General features: G+C 64.9%; 11 protein-coding genes. 4 read left to right on the forward strand and 7 right to left on the reverse strand.

Annotated features, from left to right (window positions below; genetic code table 11):
• The first annotated feature begins 25 nt into the window (after positions 1-25).
• The 3 genes from AC6RV7_RS13345 to AC6RV7_RS13355 are packed head-to-tail and all read left to right on the forward strand — an operon-like array spanning position 26 to position 5,584.
• Positions 26-2,464 carry a hypothetical protein gene (locus AC6RV7_RS13345; protein ID WP_500094497.1) on the forward strand — a complete coding sequence of 813 codons (2,439 nt, stop codon included), beginning with the start codon at positions 26-28 and terminating at the stop codon, positions 2,462-2,464.
• A 1-nt stretch (position 2,465) separates the two neighbouring features.
• Entirely contained in the window at positions 2,466-3,779 is a 1,314-nt protein-coding gene (locus AC6RV7_RS13350) for an FG-GAP repeat domain-containing protein (RefSeq protein WP_500094498.1), read from the forward strand.
• Positions 3,764-5,584, forward strand: a complete 1,821-nt coding sequence (locus tag AC6RV7_RS13355) for a tetratricopeptide repeat protein (protein ID WP_500094499.1) — start codon at positions 3,764-3,766, stop codon at positions 5,582-5,584. Before AC6RV7_RS13350 ends, AC6RV7_RS13355 begins: the two co-directional genes overlap by 16 nt.
• 109 nt (positions 5,585-5,693) lie before the next feature.
• Here AC6RV7_RS13355 and AC6RV7_RS13360 read toward each other — a convergent pair whose 3' ends face one another.
• From AC6RV7_RS13360 to AC6RV7_RS13375, 4 genes are all read right to left on the reverse strand, one after another.
• Positions 5,694-9,434 carry a TonB-dependent receptor plug domain-containing protein gene (locus AC6RV7_RS13360; RefSeq protein ID WP_500094500.1) on the reverse strand — a complete coding sequence of 1,247 codons (3,741 nt, stop codon included), beginning with the start codon at positions 9,432-9,434 and terminating at the stop codon, positions 5,694-5,696.
• A gap of 406 nt (positions 9,435-9,840) precedes the next feature.
• Complete coding sequence (locus tag AC6RV7_RS13365) at positions 9,841-10,377, reverse strand: Dps family protein (RefSeq protein WP_500094501.1); 537 nt, start codon at positions 10,375-10,377, stop codon at positions 9,841-9,843.
• An 81-nt stretch (positions 10,378-10,458) separates the two neighbouring features.
• Positions 10,459-12,462, reverse strand: coding sequence for an ATP-dependent zinc metalloprotease FtsH (gene ftsH, locus AC6RV7_RS13370; RefSeq protein ID WP_500094502.1), 2,004 nt, complete (start codon positions 12,460-12,462; stop codon positions 10,459-10,461).
• Positions 12,463-12,605: 143 nt separating this feature from the next.
• Positions 12,606-14,495: a potassium transporter Kup gene (locus tag AC6RV7_RS13375; RefSeq protein ID WP_500094503.1), complete on the reverse strand. Its 1,890-nt coding sequence runs from the start codon at positions 14,493-14,495 to the stop codon at positions 12,606-12,608.
• Positions 14,496-14,625: 130 nt separating this feature from the next.
• Between AC6RV7_RS13375 and menB the strand changes: the two genes are divergently transcribed.
• On the forward strand, positions 14,626-15,459 hold the full coding sequence (menB, locus tag AC6RV7_RS13380; protein ID WP_500094504.1) for a 1,4-dihydroxy-2-naphthoyl-CoA synthase: 834 nt from the start codon (positions 14,626-14,628) through the stop codon (positions 15,457-15,459).
• 118 nt (positions 15,460-15,577) lie between these two features.
• Here the strand turns inward: menB and AC6RV7_RS13385 are convergent, their stop codons facing one another.
• From AC6RV7_RS13385 to AC6RV7_RS13395, 3 genes are all read right to left on the reverse strand, one after another.
• Complete coding sequence (locus AC6RV7_RS13385; protein ID WP_500094505.1) at positions 15,578-16,987, reverse strand: MFS transporter; 1,410 nt, start codon at positions 16,985-16,987, stop codon at positions 15,578-15,580.
• A 207-nt stretch (positions 16,988-17,194) separates the two neighbouring features.
• The gene (locus tag AC6RV7_RS13390; RefSeq protein ID WP_500094506.1) at positions 17,195-18,145 is read right to left on the reverse strand and encodes a class II fructose-bisphosphate aldolase; all 951 of its coding nucleotides are present in this window, start codon (positions 18,143-18,145) and stop codon (positions 17,195-17,197) included.
• 242 nt (positions 18,146-18,387) lie between these two features.
• Entirely contained in the window at positions 18,388-19,347 is a 960-nt protein-coding gene (locus AC6RV7_RS13395; RefSeq protein WP_500094507.1) for a hypothetical protein, read from the reverse strand.
• Positions 19,348-19,361 lie beyond the last annotated feature (14 nt).

The raw sequence follows: 19,361 nt of genomic DNA on the forward strand, positions 1-19,361 counted from the left end.
GAAAGCTTCAGTCGATGCCGACCGCATGAGCTTACTCCGCCGGCTGGGTTATTGCGTCGGGATCATTGTTCCTCTTGTTGCGCTGGGCTTCGTGCTCTGGACGGATCATGTCCGCATCGAACGGGTGGAAACGTTTTCGCGGCTCGCGGGCGGCGACGCCTTGACGCCGGACGCGGCGTCATCGACGGGTTTTGCCGGAGGCGTGCGCCGGATCGTTTTGCCGGAGCGAAGCGGCCACGACTATGAGTGGATGGCGCAGACGCAGCAGATGCTCGCAGCGGAAGGGTGGCGTGTGCGGCACACGACTTATGATAATGCGCCGGCGGGGCGGGAGGTCTGGACCGCTTCACCGTATCGCTGGTGGCTGGCATTTCTCGCGCGCGTGGAGCACGCGACCTCGGGGCGGGCGCTGGGAACTCTTGTCGAGGAAATGTCGATACGGGCAAATCCCCTGCTGCGCGGATTGCTGTTTGTCGCGGTGGCGGCGGCAATGGCGTGGCGGTTGGGGATTCTGGCGGGAGGCGTGGCAGCGCTCGGGGTGGCGAGCCTGTTCCCGCTGACGAGCATCTACAGCGGCGGCAGGGTCGACGACCACGGGCTGATGTTGGCGGCGGGATTGGGGAGTTTTTTGCTGCTCGTGGCCGGCCTGCTGCCACCGCGGGGATCTTCGGCACGCGCGAGAAACCCGCGCCGGTGGCTTACGGCAGCGGGGCTGCTCGCGGGTTTGTCGTTGTGGTTCGATCCCGCCGATGCATGGCCACTCCTGGTGGCGACCTTCGCGGGCGGGGGCGCGGTGGCTTGGGCGAAGCGGGCGCGCCGCGCCGACGAACCGGAGTTGGATGACGGGTGGCGCTGGTGGGGCCTGGGAGCAGCCGCCGTGGTGCTGGTGGCGTATTGGTTGGAATATTACCCGGATCGGTGGGGAACGCTGCGGTTGGCCGCAGTGCATCCGCTGTGGGGCGTGTCCTGCCTGGGGGCGGCGGAATGGTTGCATCGGTGGAGCGGCGCGGCGAAAGACGTGCGCGCGAGCCGGGGGAAGGCGATCATCCTCGCCGGGTTGGCGGCGGTGGCGCTGCTGGCGGTGCCGACGACTGCGATCTGGGCGGACGGCGGCGCGCTCATGAAACCGGAATTCGCCGAACAGCTCTCGCCGTTACGCGGAGGAGTCGGGGCGGGAAACATTTTCGAGCTGATCGCCAGCGAGGGCATCGCGGGGGTGCTGATCGCGACCCTGCTGCCGCTCGGGTTTGTGGCACTGGTCACGGTCGACGTGGGACAGCGGGCGTCCCGCGGACAGGCGCCGGCGGCGCTTATCTGGGCCACGGCCGCCGCATGGGTGCTGGCCGTGGCGGCCGGATGGCAGGTTCGCCTGTGGGCGGCGTTCGATCTGGCGGCAATCGCCGTGGCGGTGGGGTGGGTCGCGACCACGCCGGCTTTCGCGGCGACGAGACGCTGGCTCGCGCCGACGGGGGCGCTGCTGGGCCTGGCGTCCGTCGTCGGCGGTCTCGCGGCAATGGTCCCGGACCGCCGCAGCGCCTCGGACGAGGTCGATGCCCGGGACATCGAGGCGCTGGTTGGCCGCGACCTCGCCCACTGGCTCGCGAAGCGCACCGGGGCTGCGGGCGCGGTGGTGCTGGCGCCGCCTCATCTGACAACATCGTTCTACTTCCACGGCGGGCTGCAAGGACTCGGCACGCCGTATCGAGAAAATCGAGACGGTTTTGCGGCCGCGGTGCGGATCTGCAGCGCCACGACGCCGGATGAAGCGCGGGCGCTGGCGGAAAGACGCGGCGTCACCCACATCGTCCTGCCCTCGTGGGACGCCTTCATGGACGAGTATGCGCGGCTCGGATCCGACGACGAAAGTCACACCCTGGTGGCGCTGCTGCACCGCTGGCTGCCGCCGCGATGGTTGCGGCCGGTCGCCTACCAGCTCCCGCAAATCCCCGGGTTCGAGCACCAGTCAGTAGCGGTGTTTGAGGTCACGGAGTTGCAGAGCGATGCCACGGCCCTGTGCCGGTTAGCGGCGTATTTTGCGGAAACGGGTCAACTCGATCTGGCGGCGGCCGCGGGGCGCGCGCTGGCGAGTTCGTTCCCGGACGAAATGGACGCGTTGGTGGCGCGGGCGCAGGTCGCGATGGCCTGCGGCGAACGAGCGGAGTTCGATGGGCTGGTGAAGGTGGTCGACCAGCAGGTGGTGGACGGTGCGGGCGGGGCGCTGCCATGGGATCGCCGGGTGGAACTGGCGGTGCTGCTCGCGGAAGGCCGGCGGTTCGACGCGGCGCGGGAGCAGGTGCGACGAGGCCTGGCCGAAGTCGACGAGGCGAAGGTGCGCTCGCTCAGCATGGTGACACTCTACCGCTGGCAGCTTCTCGTTCGCGTGCTCGGCGAAGGCATACCCGATTCGCGGATACGCGAACTGGCGCGGCAGCTGTTGCCGCCCGACATGAGGGAGGGACTTTGAGATGAAAATGCCCGGAGCCACCTCGGTGGCGGCCTATATCTTCGTGCTGGCGCTCGCGGGAACGCTCGGCGTGGTGTATTCGGAATGGAGCGACGGCGGGCGGCCGACCGCGGCCGTGCAGCCAGCGACGGTTCAGGGGGAGAAAACGCGGCCGCGTCTCGCCTATGAGCCGTCCGCGATCGGGGCGCCGGTCGCCGACTTCGGCCGGCCGATGGTGACGCACCTGCAGATCGTGGATCTCGACCGCGACGGTCTGGCGGATGTCGTTTATTGCGAGGCGCAGAAGAATTCCGTCCGCTGGATCCGCCAGGCGCCGCGCGGCGTGTTTACGGAGCACATCATCGGCGAGGACATCGCGGGCCCCGCGCATGTGGCGGCGGCGGATGTGAATGGCACCGGCCGGCTGGACGTGCTGGTCGCGAGCATGGGGCAGATCATGCCGAACAACGCCCGCATCGGTGCGGTGGTGGTGCTGGAGAACGTGGACAACGTTCGTTTCCGGAAACACGTGTTGATCGATCAGGTGATGCGCGTGACGGACGTGCGCGCCGCGAATGTGTCGGGGCATCGCGACGGACGTCTTGACCTGATCGTCGGGCAATTCGGCTATGACCAAGGCGAGACCCGTTGGATGAAAAATCTTGGCGGCTGGCAGTTCGAAAGCGTGACGTTGAACACCCAGTCCGGCTCGATTCACACGCCCGTGGCGGATTTCGATGGCGACGGGCACGTCGATTTTGCGAACCTGATCTCGCAGGAATGGGAGGAGGTGCACCTGTTTTGGGGCGAAGGCGACGGGAGGTTCAGGGACGCCGTCGTCTGGGGCTCGACGAACGAAGACTACGGCAGCAGCGGGCTCGACGTGGTCGACCTCAATCGCGACGGACGTCCGGATCTGATTTATACGAACGGCGACGGTTTCGATTATTCGATGCGCGGACCGCGGCCATGGCATGGGATCCAGTGGCTCGAGAATGTGGACGGCCGAAGCTTTCGCTTTCATCGGGTGGGCGACATGCCGGGCGCGTATGCGCCGTGTGCGGCCGATCTCGACGGCGACGGGTCGCTCGATCTCGTGGCGGTGAGTGGTTTTGCGGATTGGAGCGATCCCGAGGCGATCTCGATCATGGCCTGGCTCAACGACGGAAAGATGAACTTCACTCCGGTGGTGATCGCTCACGTGCCGACGCAACTGATCACGGCGGCGGTGGGTGACCTCGACGGCGACGGCGTGCCCGAGATCGTGACGGGAGGCTGTCGGGCATTTCCGACACCGGACAATCTGAGCAACATCACCCTGTGGCGAAAAAAATAAAGAGCGAAGCGGGTGGGCGACCGAGCGAGGCGGATCCGCGCGACGCGCGTCGCAAGTATCTGTTTGCGCTCGCGCTGCTCGCCGCCGCGGCTGCGTTGGGGGCCGGCGCGTGGCATTGGCGCGAAGGCCGCCGGCTGGAGCGGATCGTCGCGGCGATGCCGGCGCGGCCGTCGCTGAGCGGGCGGCCCGAACAGCTGGCGAGGGCGCTGGACGAAGCGAACGCGCTGGTGCGCGGGCGGTCCACGCTGCGCGAGGGATTAGCCCAACTCGGGCGTTTGTATCACGCGAATGGTTACCGCGCGGAAGCCGAGGCGTGCTGGCGCCTGCTGCGGGGACTGGAGCCGGGCGAGCCGCGGTGGCCGTATTATCTCGCGGACCTGCGTCGGACGGCGAGCGACTACGGCGAGGTCGAGAAGCTGCTCGAGACGACGTTGACGCTCGCACCCGACTACGCTCCGGCGTGGCTGCAGCGCGCGGAGCAGGCGTTCAAAACCGGGAACGCGGACTTGGCGGAGCGGGACTATCGTCGGCGCCTCGAGCTCGTGCCGGGAGATCCGTATGCGCGGCTGGGGTTGGCGCGATTGGCGTTGCAGGCCGGTCGACGCCCCGAGGCGCGACGAACGATCGAGGATATCGTGCGCGACGTGCCGGATTTTCCTTCGAGTCACAATCTGCTCGCGGAGATGCTCGCGGCGGAAGGCGACGAGGCGGGCGCGCGTCGGGAGCGCGAACTCGGCCGGGCGGCGGGGCGCTTTCGCGAGGCCGACGACCCCTGGTTGTCCGAGTTGAACGCGTGGTGTTATGACCCGAAGCGATTGTTCGTGCTCGGCACGATGGAGTATCAGCTCGGGCGCGGAGATCGGGGATTGGGATATTTTCGGCGGGCCCTGGAACTCGCGCCGGAGGACCCGGCGGGCTACGAGATGCTCGGCGATCTGTATTTGAAACTGGGACAGCCGCAGGCCGCAGCGGAGACGCTCGAGCGCTGCCTGCAACTGCCGGTCGCGGGCCGGCCGCCGCCGGTCGTCTTCGTGCTACTCAGCCAGTCGTATCGCGATTCAAAGGATCCCGGCCGGGCGCTTGAGGCCGCGGAGCGCGGATTGCAGCGGTCCGGATCAGCGCCGGAATTGTGGAACGCGAAAGGAGCGGCGCTGGCGGACCTGCAACGACACGACGATGCGATCGTGGCGTTTCGCGAAGCCATCGCGCTCAATGCGAACGACACCGAAGCGAACTTCAATCTCGGAGCGTCGTTGCTGGCGCTGGGCCGCACGGCGGAAGCGGTGCAGGCGATGCGGCGTTCGCTGGTGTTGCAGCCGCGCTTCGCGCCGGCCTTGGCGCTGCTGGGGCAGATCGAGATGGAGGTGGGCGATCTTGCCGCCGCGGAGTCGTATCTGCGACGCCTCCTTGAGGCGAATCCGACGCAGCCGCAAGCCCGTCAGCTGATGGCTTACTGGCATTTTCAATCGGGGCAGGCCGCGGAGAAATCGGGTGCGGTGCCGCGCGCAGAGCAGCATTATCGGGATGGGCTCGCGCTCGACGCGGCCAGTCCACAGCTGCAGGCGAGTCTTGGCACCTTGCTGCTGGTGCAGGGACGTTTCACGGACGCGATTGCGCCGCTGGAAGCGCTTCGCGGGGAGCGTCCCGAGGATCCGCAGGCCGCGCTGTTTTTGGGGCAGGCTTATGCGGCGGTGGGACGCACCGCCGAGGCGAAACGCGTGCTCGTGGCGGGCGCGGAGCTGGCGGAGCGGCAGGGGAACCGGACGACGGCGGCTCATTGCCGGGAGATCCTGCAGCACTTGTAAGCGACGAGGGCGGTGGCGCGCGGTCGCTCATCGCGTCGGCACGCAACACGCAAAAAAAACGCCCCCGGCCGTGAAGCCGGGGGCGTCGTCCAAGCAAACCAACCGGAGCCTAGAACCGGAAGGTATTGGTAACCGTCCAGGTTTGCGGCGGCCTGATGCGGTAGCTCGCCGGTGTCCCGTCGGGTTGAGTGGTGATCGGTATCAGCTCGTCCCCTACACCCACGTTGCGGATGTTGAGCTGAATGCTCCAATCGATCTTCGTGGATAGCTTTCGATTGTAGCCGATCCAGAAGTCATAGTTCGTTTGCGCCGGTCCCTTGTAGGGGTTGGCGATGTCGAAGGAGATCGCATCCCCGTACGGTTCGCCGACCGGCTTGTAGCCGATGACGACATCCGACTCGTAGCGCACGCCGGCGCCGACGTTGACCCCCTTGAGGAAGCCTTGGTCGAAGTCGTAGTTCGTGATCGCGTTGAAGCGCCACTCGCGCAGTTCGGGAACGTTGGTGCCTTCCTGGAGTTTGCGCTGGGCATACTCGGAACCGATGTTCGCGTACCACTGCATGAGCACGGTCTCGTTGCCGGCGCCGCCCCACCAGATGCGGAGGTCGCCGACGGAGCCCGGGGCGCCGCCCGCGAGGGCGGTCTGGTAGGCGTCGATGAACTCGCTGATGGCCTTGCCCCCGATGTTATTGCGGATGGCTTCGGTCTTCGCGGCGTTGAACGTCAGGCGCCAGTTGCGGATCGGCTGGGCGTTGAACTCGATTTCATAGCCCTTCGAGACGCTGTCTTCGGTTACGGCGAAGCCGGCCGGAACGCTGGCAGTCACGCCCTTTGTCGGATCGTTCAGGTTGATCTTCCAGGCTTCGTAGAACTTCGGGTTCACGCTCTTCTGCCAGGCGCGCCAGGCGGAGATGACCGCCGCTTCGCGGGCCTGAGCCTGTTCGAGGGACTCGCCATTAGCCTGGCCGTAGTTGTATTGCGAGTTTGTCGGATCGGGAACCGCGACGGCGCCGGCGTTGCTGTCCTGAGTCCAGTTGAACTCGAAGCGGTTCACCCAGTTGGCGGCCCAAGCCTGCGAGGAGCCGAGGAACCAGGCACCGCCGAGCGCGCCGCTGTTGGCGTTGACCGCCTTGGTCTTGTACTTGTTGATCTTGAGCGAATATTTGCCGTCGCTGGTCTCAAGCAGGATGCCCTGGTCGGTCGTCTCGCCGGCGGGCGCCGCGATCGGATCCCCGTAGAGGTCGACGCGCTGCGCCTCAGGCGCGAAGTTGGTCGACTTGTTGTAGAACAAGCTGACCTGGATCGGCAGATCCTTCCCCCATTTGGCAAGGAACGGGAGGTCGTTCAAGTGAGCGACGGCCGTCCACGCATGCGACGTGACCTGGATGCGGTTGTTGTAGTCCGCGGGCAGCTCGTATCCGTTCGCCAGATTCACGATGCCGCGAACACTATCCGGGCTATTGGTTGTCTTTGAAACCGTCCATGATTTGGAGATGTCCTTGCGAACTCCCCAGGTGCCGACGATCGAGTTGTCCCAGAAGTGACCTTGCCACACCGCGGCGGTCGAGGTGACCAGCGACCGGGTGAGGCGAGCCTCACGGGTGAGGAGATCGCGATTGCCGGGAGCGGCCTCGGAGTCAGTGATCTGCACGGGCACATTCCGCCAGCCGACGTAGTTGGCCGGATTTTCGGACTGAGTGGAGGTGTAGGCCGTCACGGGTTCGTGGTTCGGATACTCGGCCGGATAGTATTCGTTGTTCCAAAGGGCGGCGGGATCGACGTTCGGGGCGTTCCAGTGCGAGTCAAAGGTCTTCACGTTGCCGCTAGTCACCACGTGGACCGCGGAAGGTGCGGGGAGGTTCGCGCCGGAAGCCGAGCTGCGGCTCAGGAGCGAGGGTCCGAGGTAGATGACGGTATTGGGAACGAGCTCGTTGGAGTTGATGTTCAGCGGCGTGGCGCCACTGTTGAGCAGGCGTTCGTAAGCATCATCGCGGATGCCGTAGCGGCCCCAGGCACGGTTGTCGGCTTTAACCTCGTCGCGCGCGGCGAGACCGGTGATGACATGGCGGCCGAGGATGCGGCGAAGGACGCCGCTGCCGTCGCGTGTGAAGTCATGGGCGGCGAACACGGTCGCGCGGGACGCTTCGCGTTCGGTGACGGTTTCGCTGTTGCCGTAGAGGCCGTTGTCGCTGACGAACGCGCGGCCGAGGTTCGGATTCGGGGTGCCGTCGGCGTAGGGCTCGCCATCCTTGCCCTTGGGCGTGCCGTCGCCATAGACGCGATTGATGTCGATGTAGATCGCCTGGCGCTCGCCCGAGAGGAGGGAGAGCTGACCGCGCTTCGACCATTCGTTGTTATAGACGAGCTCGAAACCGAGTTGATCGTCCAGGAAGGTCTGGGCGAGGTTCAGGTTGTAGGTGCGGAACCGCTGCCACTCGCCCTTGTTCGGGCCGTCGAGGAGCTGATTATAGAAGTCGAAGATCGACGGGTCAGTGATCGAAACGTCCTTGTAGATACCGAACTTCGAGTACGGCAGGCCGGCGTTCTTGGCGAACGAGGCCATGGTGGCGATACCGGTCGGACGCTGGAAGGGAAGGGCGAGGCCGTTATCGATCTGGCCGTTGGGCCCGATGCCATAAACCGTCTTCGGTTCCGCGACCCAGGCGCCGGTGGAGGTCGGCGAGTTGTCGTTGAAGAACACAAGCGGACCACCGAACTGGTTGCCGAAGTTGCCCAGCCATGGATTGTAGTAGGGACTGAAACGACCGCCAGTGGGGCCGCCGTTAATAAACGGACGCATCTGACCGTGATTCGGCAGGCCGGTGTTGTCGTCCTGCAGCTGCGACGGGATGAACGTTTCCCGGTTCAGGTAGTTGAACGTGCGCTTATCACCGGCCTTGACGGCCTCGCCCGTAATGTCGGTGCCGTTGCTCGTGTAGAAGCCCTGGTAGGTGCCGCTCTTGAACCACGGGGTGATCAAGTCGATCGGCGGGAGCGAACGCGGGCGATTGCTGTCGACCCGGCCGGCCTCGAACGTGCCCTTGATGATGGTGCGGGCGTTGCCTCGTTTCAGGAACTTGGGCTCGTAACGCAAGGCGCCGAAAATGCGCTTTTGCGTCTCGTAGGCCGGATCCTGCTTGTATTCCTCGTCATTATACACGGCGGCGAGGCGGATCGCGAGTTCGTCCTTCAGGAGCACGCGGTTCACGTCGAGCGTGCTGCGCTTGCTGCCGAAGCTGCCGACGCGGGCGGTGACTTCGTTCGAGTTGCGGAACGAGGCCTGCTTAGTGCGGATATTGATGATACCCGCCGGGCTGCCCTGACCGAACAGAATCGAGTTCGGACCGCGCTGCAGATCGACGCCGTCGACGGAATAGCCGTCCCACGGGATGTCGGTCATGAAGTAGTCGCGGGTGTTGTCGGCGGCGGTGAGACCGCGGACACGCGTGTTGTTGTTGGGCTGGGTGAACTTCGTCGATTCGTCGAGGAACGAGCCGTCGCCCGTGCCGGCGAAGTTACCGTAGATGTTACCGACTTCGGTGCCCGTGGTGTATTGGAGCAGGGTCTCGTTGTTGGTCGCGCCGATGTCCTTCAGGAACTGCGACGTGACGACCGAGACCGCGTTGCCGATGTCGCGCAACTGGGTGTTCAGACGGTTGCCCGCGAGCGTGGTCGCGGCCGCGTAGCCGGTTTCCTCAGTGGCAGAGACTTCGAAGGGCGAAAGCACAACGATGTCTTCGTTCTCCTCCGACGAGCGGGTGTCGGTCTGCGCCCACGAGGTTCCGGCGAGCAGCAACGCGGAGAGCGCTACTGCGTATCTAGGCAGTGTTTGGTCTTTGGCTGTATGCATGGGGTTGGTTTCTGGCACTAACAAAAAAGCAACGGCCCGGCGGACACGGGCGCACGGCTATCGCCTGCACCTGGGCGGGGCAAAGAACGTTTCTGCTGCGGGGGTAAAGGAGGCGGGTCGCAGAAAATTCACGATCACGCTACGGTTTGAAGGGGCGAGCGGCAGATTTGACGGGACGAACGGAATTGCGCGCCAACGGTCACTCTCACATGAGAATAAGCTCCAGTTACGCAAGGCTAGAGCAACCGTGACGCGCGCAAATTCGTTCCCTCGCGGGCGGCGCCGCCGGTGGTTTGCAACGCGCGGCCGAAGCGGCGCGCGCCGCGCGCCGACGTGTATCCAAACTTACATCACGATCGCGGCGGCGTTCGCCTCCGCGTCGTCCCCACACTCCGCGGTTGGCCGGTTAATGTCGCGGGGTGCCGGCCCGTGTGGTCTCAAACAAAAACCAGGCGCGACGTTCGGCTTCGTCGATCCAAACCTCGAGCAGGCTGGTGGTGGCCACGTCACGATGCTCGGAGCAGACATTGTGGGTTTCCCGCATCCGACGGGCGAGGGTCTGGTTGTCCTCGCGCAGCTCCGCCAACATGTCGAGCGGCTCCACGTAAGCGGCGTCGTTGTCGGCGAGGCGCTGTTCGCGAGCGATGTGTCCGATCGAGCGCAGGGTCGTGCCTCCGATCTTGCGCGCGCGTTCCGCGATCGGATCGGTGAGGGCCAGCAGCTCGGAGGCCTGCTCGTCCAACATCAGGTGGTAATCGCGGAAATGCGGACCGCTCATGTGCCAGTGAAAATTCTTCGTCTTGAGATACAGGGCGAAAACATCGGCGAGCAGGCTGTTGAGCGCGGCGGTGATGTCCGTCGTGGCGGCGGGTTTCAAATCCGTCGGCGTGGAGAGCGGAGCCTGTTGTTTCTGAATGCGGAGGGATGTCTTGTTGAGTTGCATGGCTCACTATAGTCCGCTCTCCGCGGCGGAACAACCGGTGCCGTCAACCTCCTCGCTCGGGATCATCGCTCGACCGGCGCGTCAGGCAGTACCGCTTTCGGCGGCGGGCTCGATCCTTTTTTTGGTTTCGAGCGGAGGGGCGGGAGGGAGCCCGGTGGCGTCGAGAATGTCCTGCTCGTCGAGGGTTTCGCGCTGCAGCAACGCCTGCGCGAGGGCATCCAGCGCGGTGCGGTGCGCGATCAGCAAGCGGTGGGCTTCCTCCTGGCTTTCGCGAATGATTCGCAGCACTTCGCTGTCGATCAGCCGGGCGGTCTCCTCGCTGAAAGGCTTCCGCGCCTCCATGAGACCGGCGTTGGCGAGGTAGGGGTTTTCGCGGGGAGCGAGTTGCACCATGCCGAGCCGCTCGCTCATTCCCCAGCGCGTGACCATGCGGCGGGCGAGCTGCGTTGCCTGTTCGATGTCGCTTTCCGCGCCGGTGGTCTTCGTGCCGTAAACGATCTCCTCGGCCACGCGTCCGCCGAGCATGCCGACGATCTTGGCGCGGAGGTAGGCTTCGGGATAGTTGTAGCGGTCGCTTTCGGGGCGCTGGTAGGTGACGCCCAGCGCCTGCCCGCGGGGCACGATGGTGACGCGATGCACGGGATCGGAACCGGGGACGAGGAGCCCCAGCACGGCGTGTCCACTTTCGTGATACGCAACGCGCTCCCGATCCTGCGGGCTGAGCAGCAGCGCCCGTTCGGGGCCGAGGACGATCTTTTCGAGCGCGTCCATAAAGTCCTTCTGCCGGACGGCCTGTCGCTCGCGGCGGGCGGCGAGCAGCGCGGCCTCGTTGACCAGATTGCGCAGATCGGCGCCGGAGAGGCCGGGAGTGGCCGAGGCGAGCTCGGACAGCTGCACGTCCTCCGCGAGCGGGACCTTCCGGGTATGCACCTTGAGAATGGCCTCGCGGCCGACGCGGTCCGGCAGGTTCACCACGACGCGGCGATCAAAGCGGCCCGGCCGCAGCAGGGCCTTGTCCAGCACGTCGGGTTGATTCGTGGCGGCGAGGACGATGATGCCCTCGCGTCCGGAAAAGCCGTCCATTTCGGTGAGGATCTGATTGAGCGTCTGCTCCTGCTCGCTCGCGCCGCCGATCGCGGTCATCCCGCGGGCCCGGCCGATGGAGTCGAGTTCGTCGATGAAGATGATCGCAGGCGCATTCTCGCGGGCCTGCTTGAAAAGATCGCGCACGCGGGCGGCGCCGACGCCGACGATCATCTCGACGAACTCCGACGCGCTCATCGAATAGAACGGCACGCCCGCCTCGCCGGCGACCGCGCGCGCGAGGAGGGTCTTGCCGGTGCCGGGCGCGCCGATCAGGAGGACGCCCTTCGGTGCGGCGCCGCCGAGGCGCGAGTATTTTTTCGGATCGCGGAGAAAGTCGACGATCTCGACGAGCTCGTTCTCCGCTTCGTCGATGCCGGCGACGTCGGCGAAGGTGATTTTGCCCTGCTCCTGATCGTAGCGGCGGGCGCGGCTGCGACCGATGCCCATGAGTCCGCCCATGCCGCCGCCGCCCTGCTGGGCCGCCCGACGATAGAGCCACACGTAAAACAGAATCAGCAGCAGCGCCGGTCCGAAACCGAAGAGGAGCGTGCCGAGCACGCCGCGGCCTTGGTCGATCGGTTCCGCACTGATCTCAACATTGTGGCTGATCAGCAAGCCCTCGAAGCCCGGATCGACGAACGCCGGCAGCGTGGTCGCGAAATTGCGGACGTCGCGCGGCTTGGGGGCCGGGCCGCTGCGGGTTTCAGGCGCGTTCTCCTTTGGACGGGGAAACGTGACCGGCTTGGCGAAGCGGCCGATCAGACTTTCGCCGCGGCTGTAGATGGACTCCACATTGCCCTTCATGACCTCCTCGCGAAACATCGTGTAGGGCACGGTCACCGGGCTGTCCGGGTTGGGAAACAAGCTCCGCATGAGCAGATAGTTCAGTAGCAGGATCAGCGCGAACCAGAGCCAGGAGCGACGCGGCGGCAGTTGAAATTTCCCGGATGGAGGACGGAACTGCGGCGGAGGTGGCTTCGATGAGGAGGGGGGATTCATGACGAGGAATTCGAGCAGGCAGCCGAACTCGAACACTGTGCGCCCCCTCACGCTCATCTCAAACCGAGCCGGCAAAACGCTGCGCCAGCGATCCTGGCCGGCGACCCGCGGCCGCTCGCGGCCAACAAGGCGCCTTCGTGCGCCTACAACTGAATCGGAAGCCCGACCTCGATGATCTGCATCGGCGGCAGACGATAATAATCGCGGGCCTGGCGCGCGTTGCGGCTGAGAAAGCCGTAAAAGTGTTTTTGCCACTCCCACATCCGGGCGTCGCCGCCCGTGATGATCATTTCGCGGTTGAAATAATAGGTCGCCTCCGACGGCTTCAGCGGGACGCCGCGATCGCGGATGTCGCCGATCAATTCCGCGACGTCGGGCGATTCCATGTAGCCGTAGCGGGCGATGGCGCGCCAGACGCCTTCGCCGATCTCGCGGACCTCGAGCCGCTCCTCGTCGCGGACATAAGGCACCTCCTCCGTGATGATGCTGAGGAGCACGACGGTTTCGTGGAGGACCTTGTTGGCCTTCACGTGGTGCAGCAAAACCAGCGGGGTGCCGGTCGGATTGCCCGCCATGAACACGCCGGTGCCGCGGACGCGTTTGATGTGACCGCTCGACGCGATGTCCTTCAACTCCGCCTCGGTGATTTCGTTGGCATAGACCCGGCGGAAAATCTCCTGCTTTCCCATTTTCCAAGTGATCATGATCGAGAGCACGCCGACCGCGATGCCGAGCGGCAGCCACCCGCCGTCCGCGAATTTATGCAGGTTCGCGCTGAAAAAGCTGACGTCGATCACGAGGAAAAAGAAACAGAGCGCCGCAGAACGCCACCGCGGCCAATTCCATGCGCGGCACATCACGAAGAACAAGGCGACGGTCGTGATGATCATCGTGCCGGTGACGGCGATGCCGTAGGCGGCGGCGAGCGCGGAACTGGATTTGAAACCCAGCACGGTGGCGATCGAGCCGAGTGCGAGCGCGGTGTTGACGAGCGGCAGGTAGATCTGGCCGCGCTGCAGCGCATTCGTGTGGCGCACGGTCAGGCGGGGAAAATAACCGAGCTGGATCGCCTGGCGCACGAGCGAGTAGGCCCCCGAGATCAGCGCCTGGCTCGCGATGACCGCCGCGAACACCGACAGGCCGAGCAAAGCATAACGGATCGGTCCCTCCGGGGCGATCGCGAGGAACGGATTTTCCGGCGAGCTGCGCCCCGACAGAAAATACGCGCCCTGGCCGAAGTAATTCAACGTCAGGCCAGGCAGCACGACGCCATACCACGCCAGCACGATGACGCGGCGCCCGAAATGTCCCATGTCGGCGTAGAGCGCTTCGACACCGGTGAACGCCAGCACGACCGACCCCAGCAGCACCGCCACGTCGTGGACGCCATGATCGAGCAGGAGCTGTATGCCCAGCAGCGGATTGAGCGCCTGCAACACGACGGGGGTTTCGACAACCCGCCACAAACCCAGCGCCCCGAGAGTCGTGAACCACAGCAGCATCACCGGGCCGAAAATCGAGCCGACGAACTTCGTGCCGCGAAATTGAAACGCGAACAGGCCCGCGAGAATCACGCACGCCGCGGGCACGACCAGATGTTCGACTCCCGGCCAGACCACCTTCACGCCTTCGACCGCGCTTAGCACCGTCATCGCCGGCGTGATCACCGCTTCGCCGCACAGCATCGCCGCGCCGACCAGCACGATGATTGCCCCGATGCCGATTCGCCGCCGCGAGCCGGGATCGAGTCGGCCCAAGGACAGCAGCGCGAAAATACCGCCCTCGCCGCGGTTGTCGGCGCGGAGGACGAACACCGTGTATTTGATGCTGACCACCAGGATCAACGACCAGAGCACGAGCGACAGCACGCCCAGCACCGCCACCGAGTGCTCGGCCGGCGGCAATGCATGCAGGCACTCGCGCATCGTGTAGAGCGGACTCGTGCCGATATCGCCGAACACCACGCCCAAGGCGCCGATCCCGAGGCCGATGCGTGCTTTGGCCGGGAGCCGTTGGGTGGCGGTCGTCGTCATGTGGGGGAGGAAGTCTCAGCAGCCGATCCGGTTGCGCCAAGCCGTTTTCAGAATGGCAGGCGAATCGCCCCGGGCCGATTTGCAAGCTACCGATGGACAACCCGGCGAAATCGCACAACGCTTACGCGCCATGATTCCTGAATGGAAAGTCGCAAAGACTTACACGGACATTCTTTACCACAAGGCCGGCGGCATCGCCAAGGTCACCATCAACCGTCCGGAGAAGCGCAATGCGTTTCGTCCGCTGACGGTTTCCGAAATGTATGATGCGTTCAGCGATGCCCGGGACGACTCCTCGATCGGGGTCGTGTTGCTCACCGGTGCGGGCCCGCACACGGATGGCAAATACGCGTTTTGCGCGGGCGGCGATCAAAGCGTGCGGGGACATGCCGGCTACATCGGCGAGGACGGCGTCCCGCGGCTCAACGTCCTCGATCTGCAAAAACTGATTCGCTCGATGCCGAAAGTCGTGATCGCGCTCGTCGCGGGTTATGCGATCGGCGGCGGCCATGTGCTGCATGTCGTCTGCGACCTCAGTCTCGCGGCGGACAATGCGATCTTCGGCCAGGTGGGGCCGAAGATGGGCAGTTTCGACGGCGGTTTCGGCTCGAGTTATCTGGCGCGCGTGGTCGGACAGAAAAAGGCGCGCGAAATCTGGTTTCTCTGCCGGCAATACAGCGCGCAGGAAGCGCTCGACATGGGCCTCGTGAACAAGGTCGTGCCAGTAACCCAGCTCGAAACGGAAGGGGTGCAGTGGGCGAACGAAATCCTGCAGAAGAGTCCGCTAGCGATCCGGCTGCTGAAGAGCGGTTTCAATGCCGAGCTCGACGGCCAGGCGGGCATCCAGGAACTCGCGGGCAATGCCACGCTGCTCTATTACATGAGCGAGGAGGCGAAGGAGTTTCACTCGGCGCAGCGGGAGAAACGCGCCCCCGACGCGCGGAAGTTTCCCTGGTTGCCGTGAGCGCCGGCGCGCCGCTGCGCGGCTGCGCCGGAGCTGGGAGATCGGAGTTGGCGCAAATCGAGCCCGGCGCGGTCGCCGGGCTCCACCAACGGACTCTGCTAAACGCGCGATTTTTGGCTTAGGCGGGAACGGTGCCGGCTTTCAGACGGCGCTCCTTCAGCTCTTCGTTGATCTCGTTCACGCGCCGGTCGGTCAGCGGATAGAAGTGGTAGATGACGAGCGAGAGCACGCCGACCGCGGCGGGGAAAATGCTCATCAGTTTCACGATGCTGTCCTTCACTTCTGGCGTGGGAATCACGTTGGCCTGGAAGCCCGCGAACGACATGAGGTGGAGCGCGATGAACGCGGCCAGGGCCCAGCCGACTTTCTGGCTCATCGTCGAGGCGGAGAAGACGAGGCCGGTGGTGCGCCGGCCGCTGCGCCACTCGCCGTAATCCGCCGTGTCGGCATACATGGCCCAGAGCAGCACGGGCAGCGGCGCGCCGGAAAGATTGCCCAGCACCTCGATGCCGAAGATCGCCCCCAGTTCCCCCGGCGGCAGGAAATAATACGACGCGGTGCAGAGGATCGAGATCGTGAAGAGGGTGAAGAACAGCGGGCGCTTCGCGAAACGGCTCGCGAGGAAACTCGTCATCAGCACGCCCGCGACCGACGCACTCTGGCCGACGGTGTTGAACGCCGACAACAGTCCGGTGAGCGTGAAGTCGTAACCGAGAAACGGCAGCGGCGTATCCGGCGAGCCGTTATAAATATAGTATTTGAAATAATGCGCCGAGACGGAGCTGCGCAGGCCGACGAAGAGAATCCAGGTGAGCGTCGTGGCGGTGAGCAGCACCCAGGCCTTGTTGGCGAAAAGGAAACGGAGATCGCTGGCGACGGAGACGTTTTCGGTCTTGGCCGGCTTGATGCGTTCGCGGATCCCGAAGCCGGTGATGAGGAAAAAGCCGATCGCCACCAGGCCGTAGACGATGAACGCGAGTTGCCAGCCGCGCTGGGCGTTGCCGGCGCCGAGCAGGTCCACCAGCGGCAGCAGCGTGGCGGAGACGACGATACCGGCGGAGAAGGCGAAGACAAACTTCACCGACGAGAGCTGCGTGCGCTCGGCGGCGCTCGTGGTCATCACGCCGAGCATCGCCGTGTAGGGGATGTTCACCGTGGTATAGAGCATCATCAGGCCGTTGTAGGCGAGGTAGGCCCAGATGAGCTTGCCGGTGTATTCGAAATCTGGAGTCGTGAAGGTGAGCACGCCAAAGAGCGCGAACGGCACGCAGCCGTAGATGATATACGGACGGAACTTGCCCCAGCGCGTCTCGGTGCGGTCCGCGAGCATGCCGATCATCGGATCGTTGACGCCGTCCCAGATGCGGCTGATCAGGAGCATCGTGCCGACGGCCGCCGCCGTGATGCCGAAGATGTCGGTGTAGAAGATCGGCAGATACACCATGAACGTCCGCCAATAAAGGCAGGAGGCGAAATCGCCGCAGCCATAGGCTAGTTTCTCGCGAAGGGGCAGTTTCTCGGAACTCATTTGGGGTTCGATCGGATGGACTGGAAGACGCGATCGGGGCACGGCGAGCCAACAAGGTGACGCGTGCGACGCCAGCTAGAAATCGGCGCCGGCGTTGAGAACCGTTGTCCGGAAATTGAGCCTGCGAGGCGAGGCGCGGACGGGGCGGAAAACAAAAAGCGCGCGGTTTTCACCGCGCGCCACGAGAAGGAGAGGGAAACTCCGGGCTTACTTGCCGAGGCTCTTGCGGAGGTCGGGCAGCTGGCCTTCGGAACCGAGGAACTTGTTCCGGCTCGCGATGAACTTCGCGTATTCCTCCATGAAGATCTTCCCCGGCGGGCGGAAGTCGAACTCGGCGGGCTTGTCGCGGAAGAACTCGCGGTGAACGCGCGTCCAGACGAGGCGGCCGTCGGTGTCGATGTTGATCTTCGTCACGCCGAGCTTGGCGGCGGGAAGATATTCGTTCGGGTCGACGCCCATCGAATCCTTGATGGTGCCGCCGGCCTTGTTGATGCGGTCGACTTCGTCCTTCGGCACCGAGGAGCTGCCGTGCATGACGAGCGGGAAGTTCGGCAGGCGGCTCTTGATCTTTTCGAGCACGTCGAAGTGCAGCGACTGTTTGCCCTTGAACTTGAACGCGCCGTGGGAGGTGCCGATCGCGCAGGCGAGGGAGTCGCAGCCGGTCTTCTTCACGAAATCCTCGGCTTCGGCCGGGTTCGTCAGCATGGCGTGACCTTCCTCAACCTTGATGTCCTCCTCGACGCCACCGAGCATGCCGAGCTCAGCCTCGACGGAGATGCCCTTCTTGTGGGCGGCATCGACGACGCGCTTCGTGATCTCCACGTTCTTGTCGAACGGATCGTGCGAGGCGTCGATCATCACGGACGAATAGAAGCCCGAGTTGATGCAGTCGTAGCAGGTTTCCTCGTCGCCGTGATCGAGGTGCACCGCGAAGATCGCTTCCGGGAAGATGTCGGCGGCCGAGCGGATGATCGCTTCGAGCATCTTCTTGTCGGTGTATTTGCGCGCTCCCTTGGAAATCTGGATGATGAACGGAGCCTGGGACTGGATGCAGCCCCGGAAGAGCCCCATCGCCTGCTCGGCGTTGTTGATGTTGTAAGCGCCAATGGCGTATTTGCCGTAGGCGTGTTTGAAGAGCTGCGCGGTGGTGACGATCATAGAGGTGCGGAGTTAACTGCAGTAAACACGAAGGCAGCGGCTCAGGGGAGCGACAAGGGAATTTTCTGCGCGTCTCGTGTCATGGCTCCCGCAAAATACGCACAGGCCGGCGCCGGCAAACCGGAACGGGCGCGCAATTTCGTTTCCCCTTTTGCTTCAGCAGGAAAGTGCGGCGACAAAAATCCCGCGGTGTTCGCGGAACCGGCGGAGTTTCGCGTCGCGCGCCATTAGCCGTGCGCCAGCTAATCGCCGGGCGTGCCGCTGGCGCGTCGTTCCTGAAACTGCTGGCGCATGGCGGCGCCGAGTGCGGCCTGGGCCTGCTGTTCCTGCTGCAACTGCCGCAGCGCCTCGATCTGCGGCGCGGCGAGCACACCGAACGATTGCTGGATCGCCGCGTCGGTGATCGGCACCCGGCTCACCGGGCCGCCGCCGGGGCCGCTCCCGAAGGCGATGTTGGTTCCGCCATCGCTTCGGGGAGCGGTGGCGGCGAGGATGTCGACGACCTGCGCGGCCTGTTGCGGTGTCAGCGGCGTCGACGAATAACTCAGCCGCTGCTCGAGCTGATTCACCACGGAGCGCTGCGGCATCGTCTGCTCGTATTTCTTGTAGTCCGAGAAACCGGTTTCGCCGATCGTGGCGCGGATGTTTGCATCGATCTCGGCCTGCGCGTCCGTGACGAGCTTGTCGAAGGCTTCGCGATCGGAGCGGCGGGTAATGCCTTGCTCGCGCGCGGCGGCGGCGACGTCCACCACGGCAGAGCTGCGCTCGACGAGGAGGTTTTTGAATTTCTCCAACTGCTCCGGCGTGAGCTTGAGCGCCCGAAACAATGCGGCGTAGCGTCCATCGAGCGCCGCCTTGTGCTGGAGCGTCATGAGCCGCTGGATCTCGGGATTCTCCATCACGGCCGCGAACCGCCGCCGGTCTGCGCTGCGCGACCACGTCCGATTCGGTGCCGATTGCGCCGCACCCGGCTCCGGCGCGTGATCGTCCTCTTCATCCGCATTGACCGGCACGGCCGCAGGCGTGTCCGCGGGCGGCCGCTCCGTCTGCGCGACGTGCGAGGGCGTGGGGGCGCGGTCGGCGGAATTGACGGCGCGGAGCGCAAGAAGCTCTTGATGCTGCCGCCACGCCAGCATGGCACAGGCGGTGAAGGCGAAGCCCAGAAGCAGAATGACGAAGTTCTTCGGCGAGCGCACGGCCATGGGACGCTGGCATG

The sequence above is a fragment of the Opitutus sp. sgz309028 genome, assembly GCF_059821195.1.

Coding starts and splice junctions, on each gene's coding strand:
- AC6RV7_RS13350 (WP_500094498.1), top strand. CDS start 2,466: ATGAAAATGCCCGGAGCCACCTCGGTGGCGGCCTATATCTTCGTGCTG.
- AC6RV7_RS13365 (WP_500094501.1), bottom strand. CDS start 10,377: ATGCAACTCAACAAGACATCCCTCCGCATTCAGAAACAACAGGCTCCG.
- AC6RV7_RS13390 (WP_500094506.1), bottom strand. CDS start 18,145: ATGATCGTCACCACCGCGCAGCTCTTCAAACACGCCTACGGCAAATAC.
- menB (WP_500094504.1), top strand. CDS start 14,626: ATGATTCCTGAATGGAAAGTCGCAAAGACTTACACGGACATTCTTTAC.
- AC6RV7_RS13360 (WP_500094500.1), bottom strand. CDS start 9,434: ATGCATACAGCCAAAGACCAAACACTGCCTAGATACGCAGTAGCGCTC.
- AC6RV7_RS13395 (WP_500094507.1), bottom strand. CDS start 19,347: ATGGCCGTGCGCTCGCCGAAGAACTTCGTCATTCTGCTTCTGGGCTTC.
- ftsH (WP_500094502.1), bottom strand. CDS start 12,462: ATGAATCCCCCCTCCTCATCGAAGCCACCTCCGCCGCAGTTCCGTCCT.
- AC6RV7_RS13375 (WP_500094503.1), bottom strand. CDS start 14,495: ATGACGACGACCGCCACCCAACGGCTCCCGGCCAAAGCACGCATCGGC.
- AC6RV7_RS13385 (WP_500094505.1), bottom strand. CDS start 16,987: ATGAGTTCCGAGAAACTGCCCCTTCGCGAGAAACTAGCCTATGGCTGC.
- AC6RV7_RS13345 (WP_500094497.1), top strand. CDS start 26: ATGAGCTTACTCCGCCGGCTGGGTTATTGCGTCGGGATCATTGTTCCT.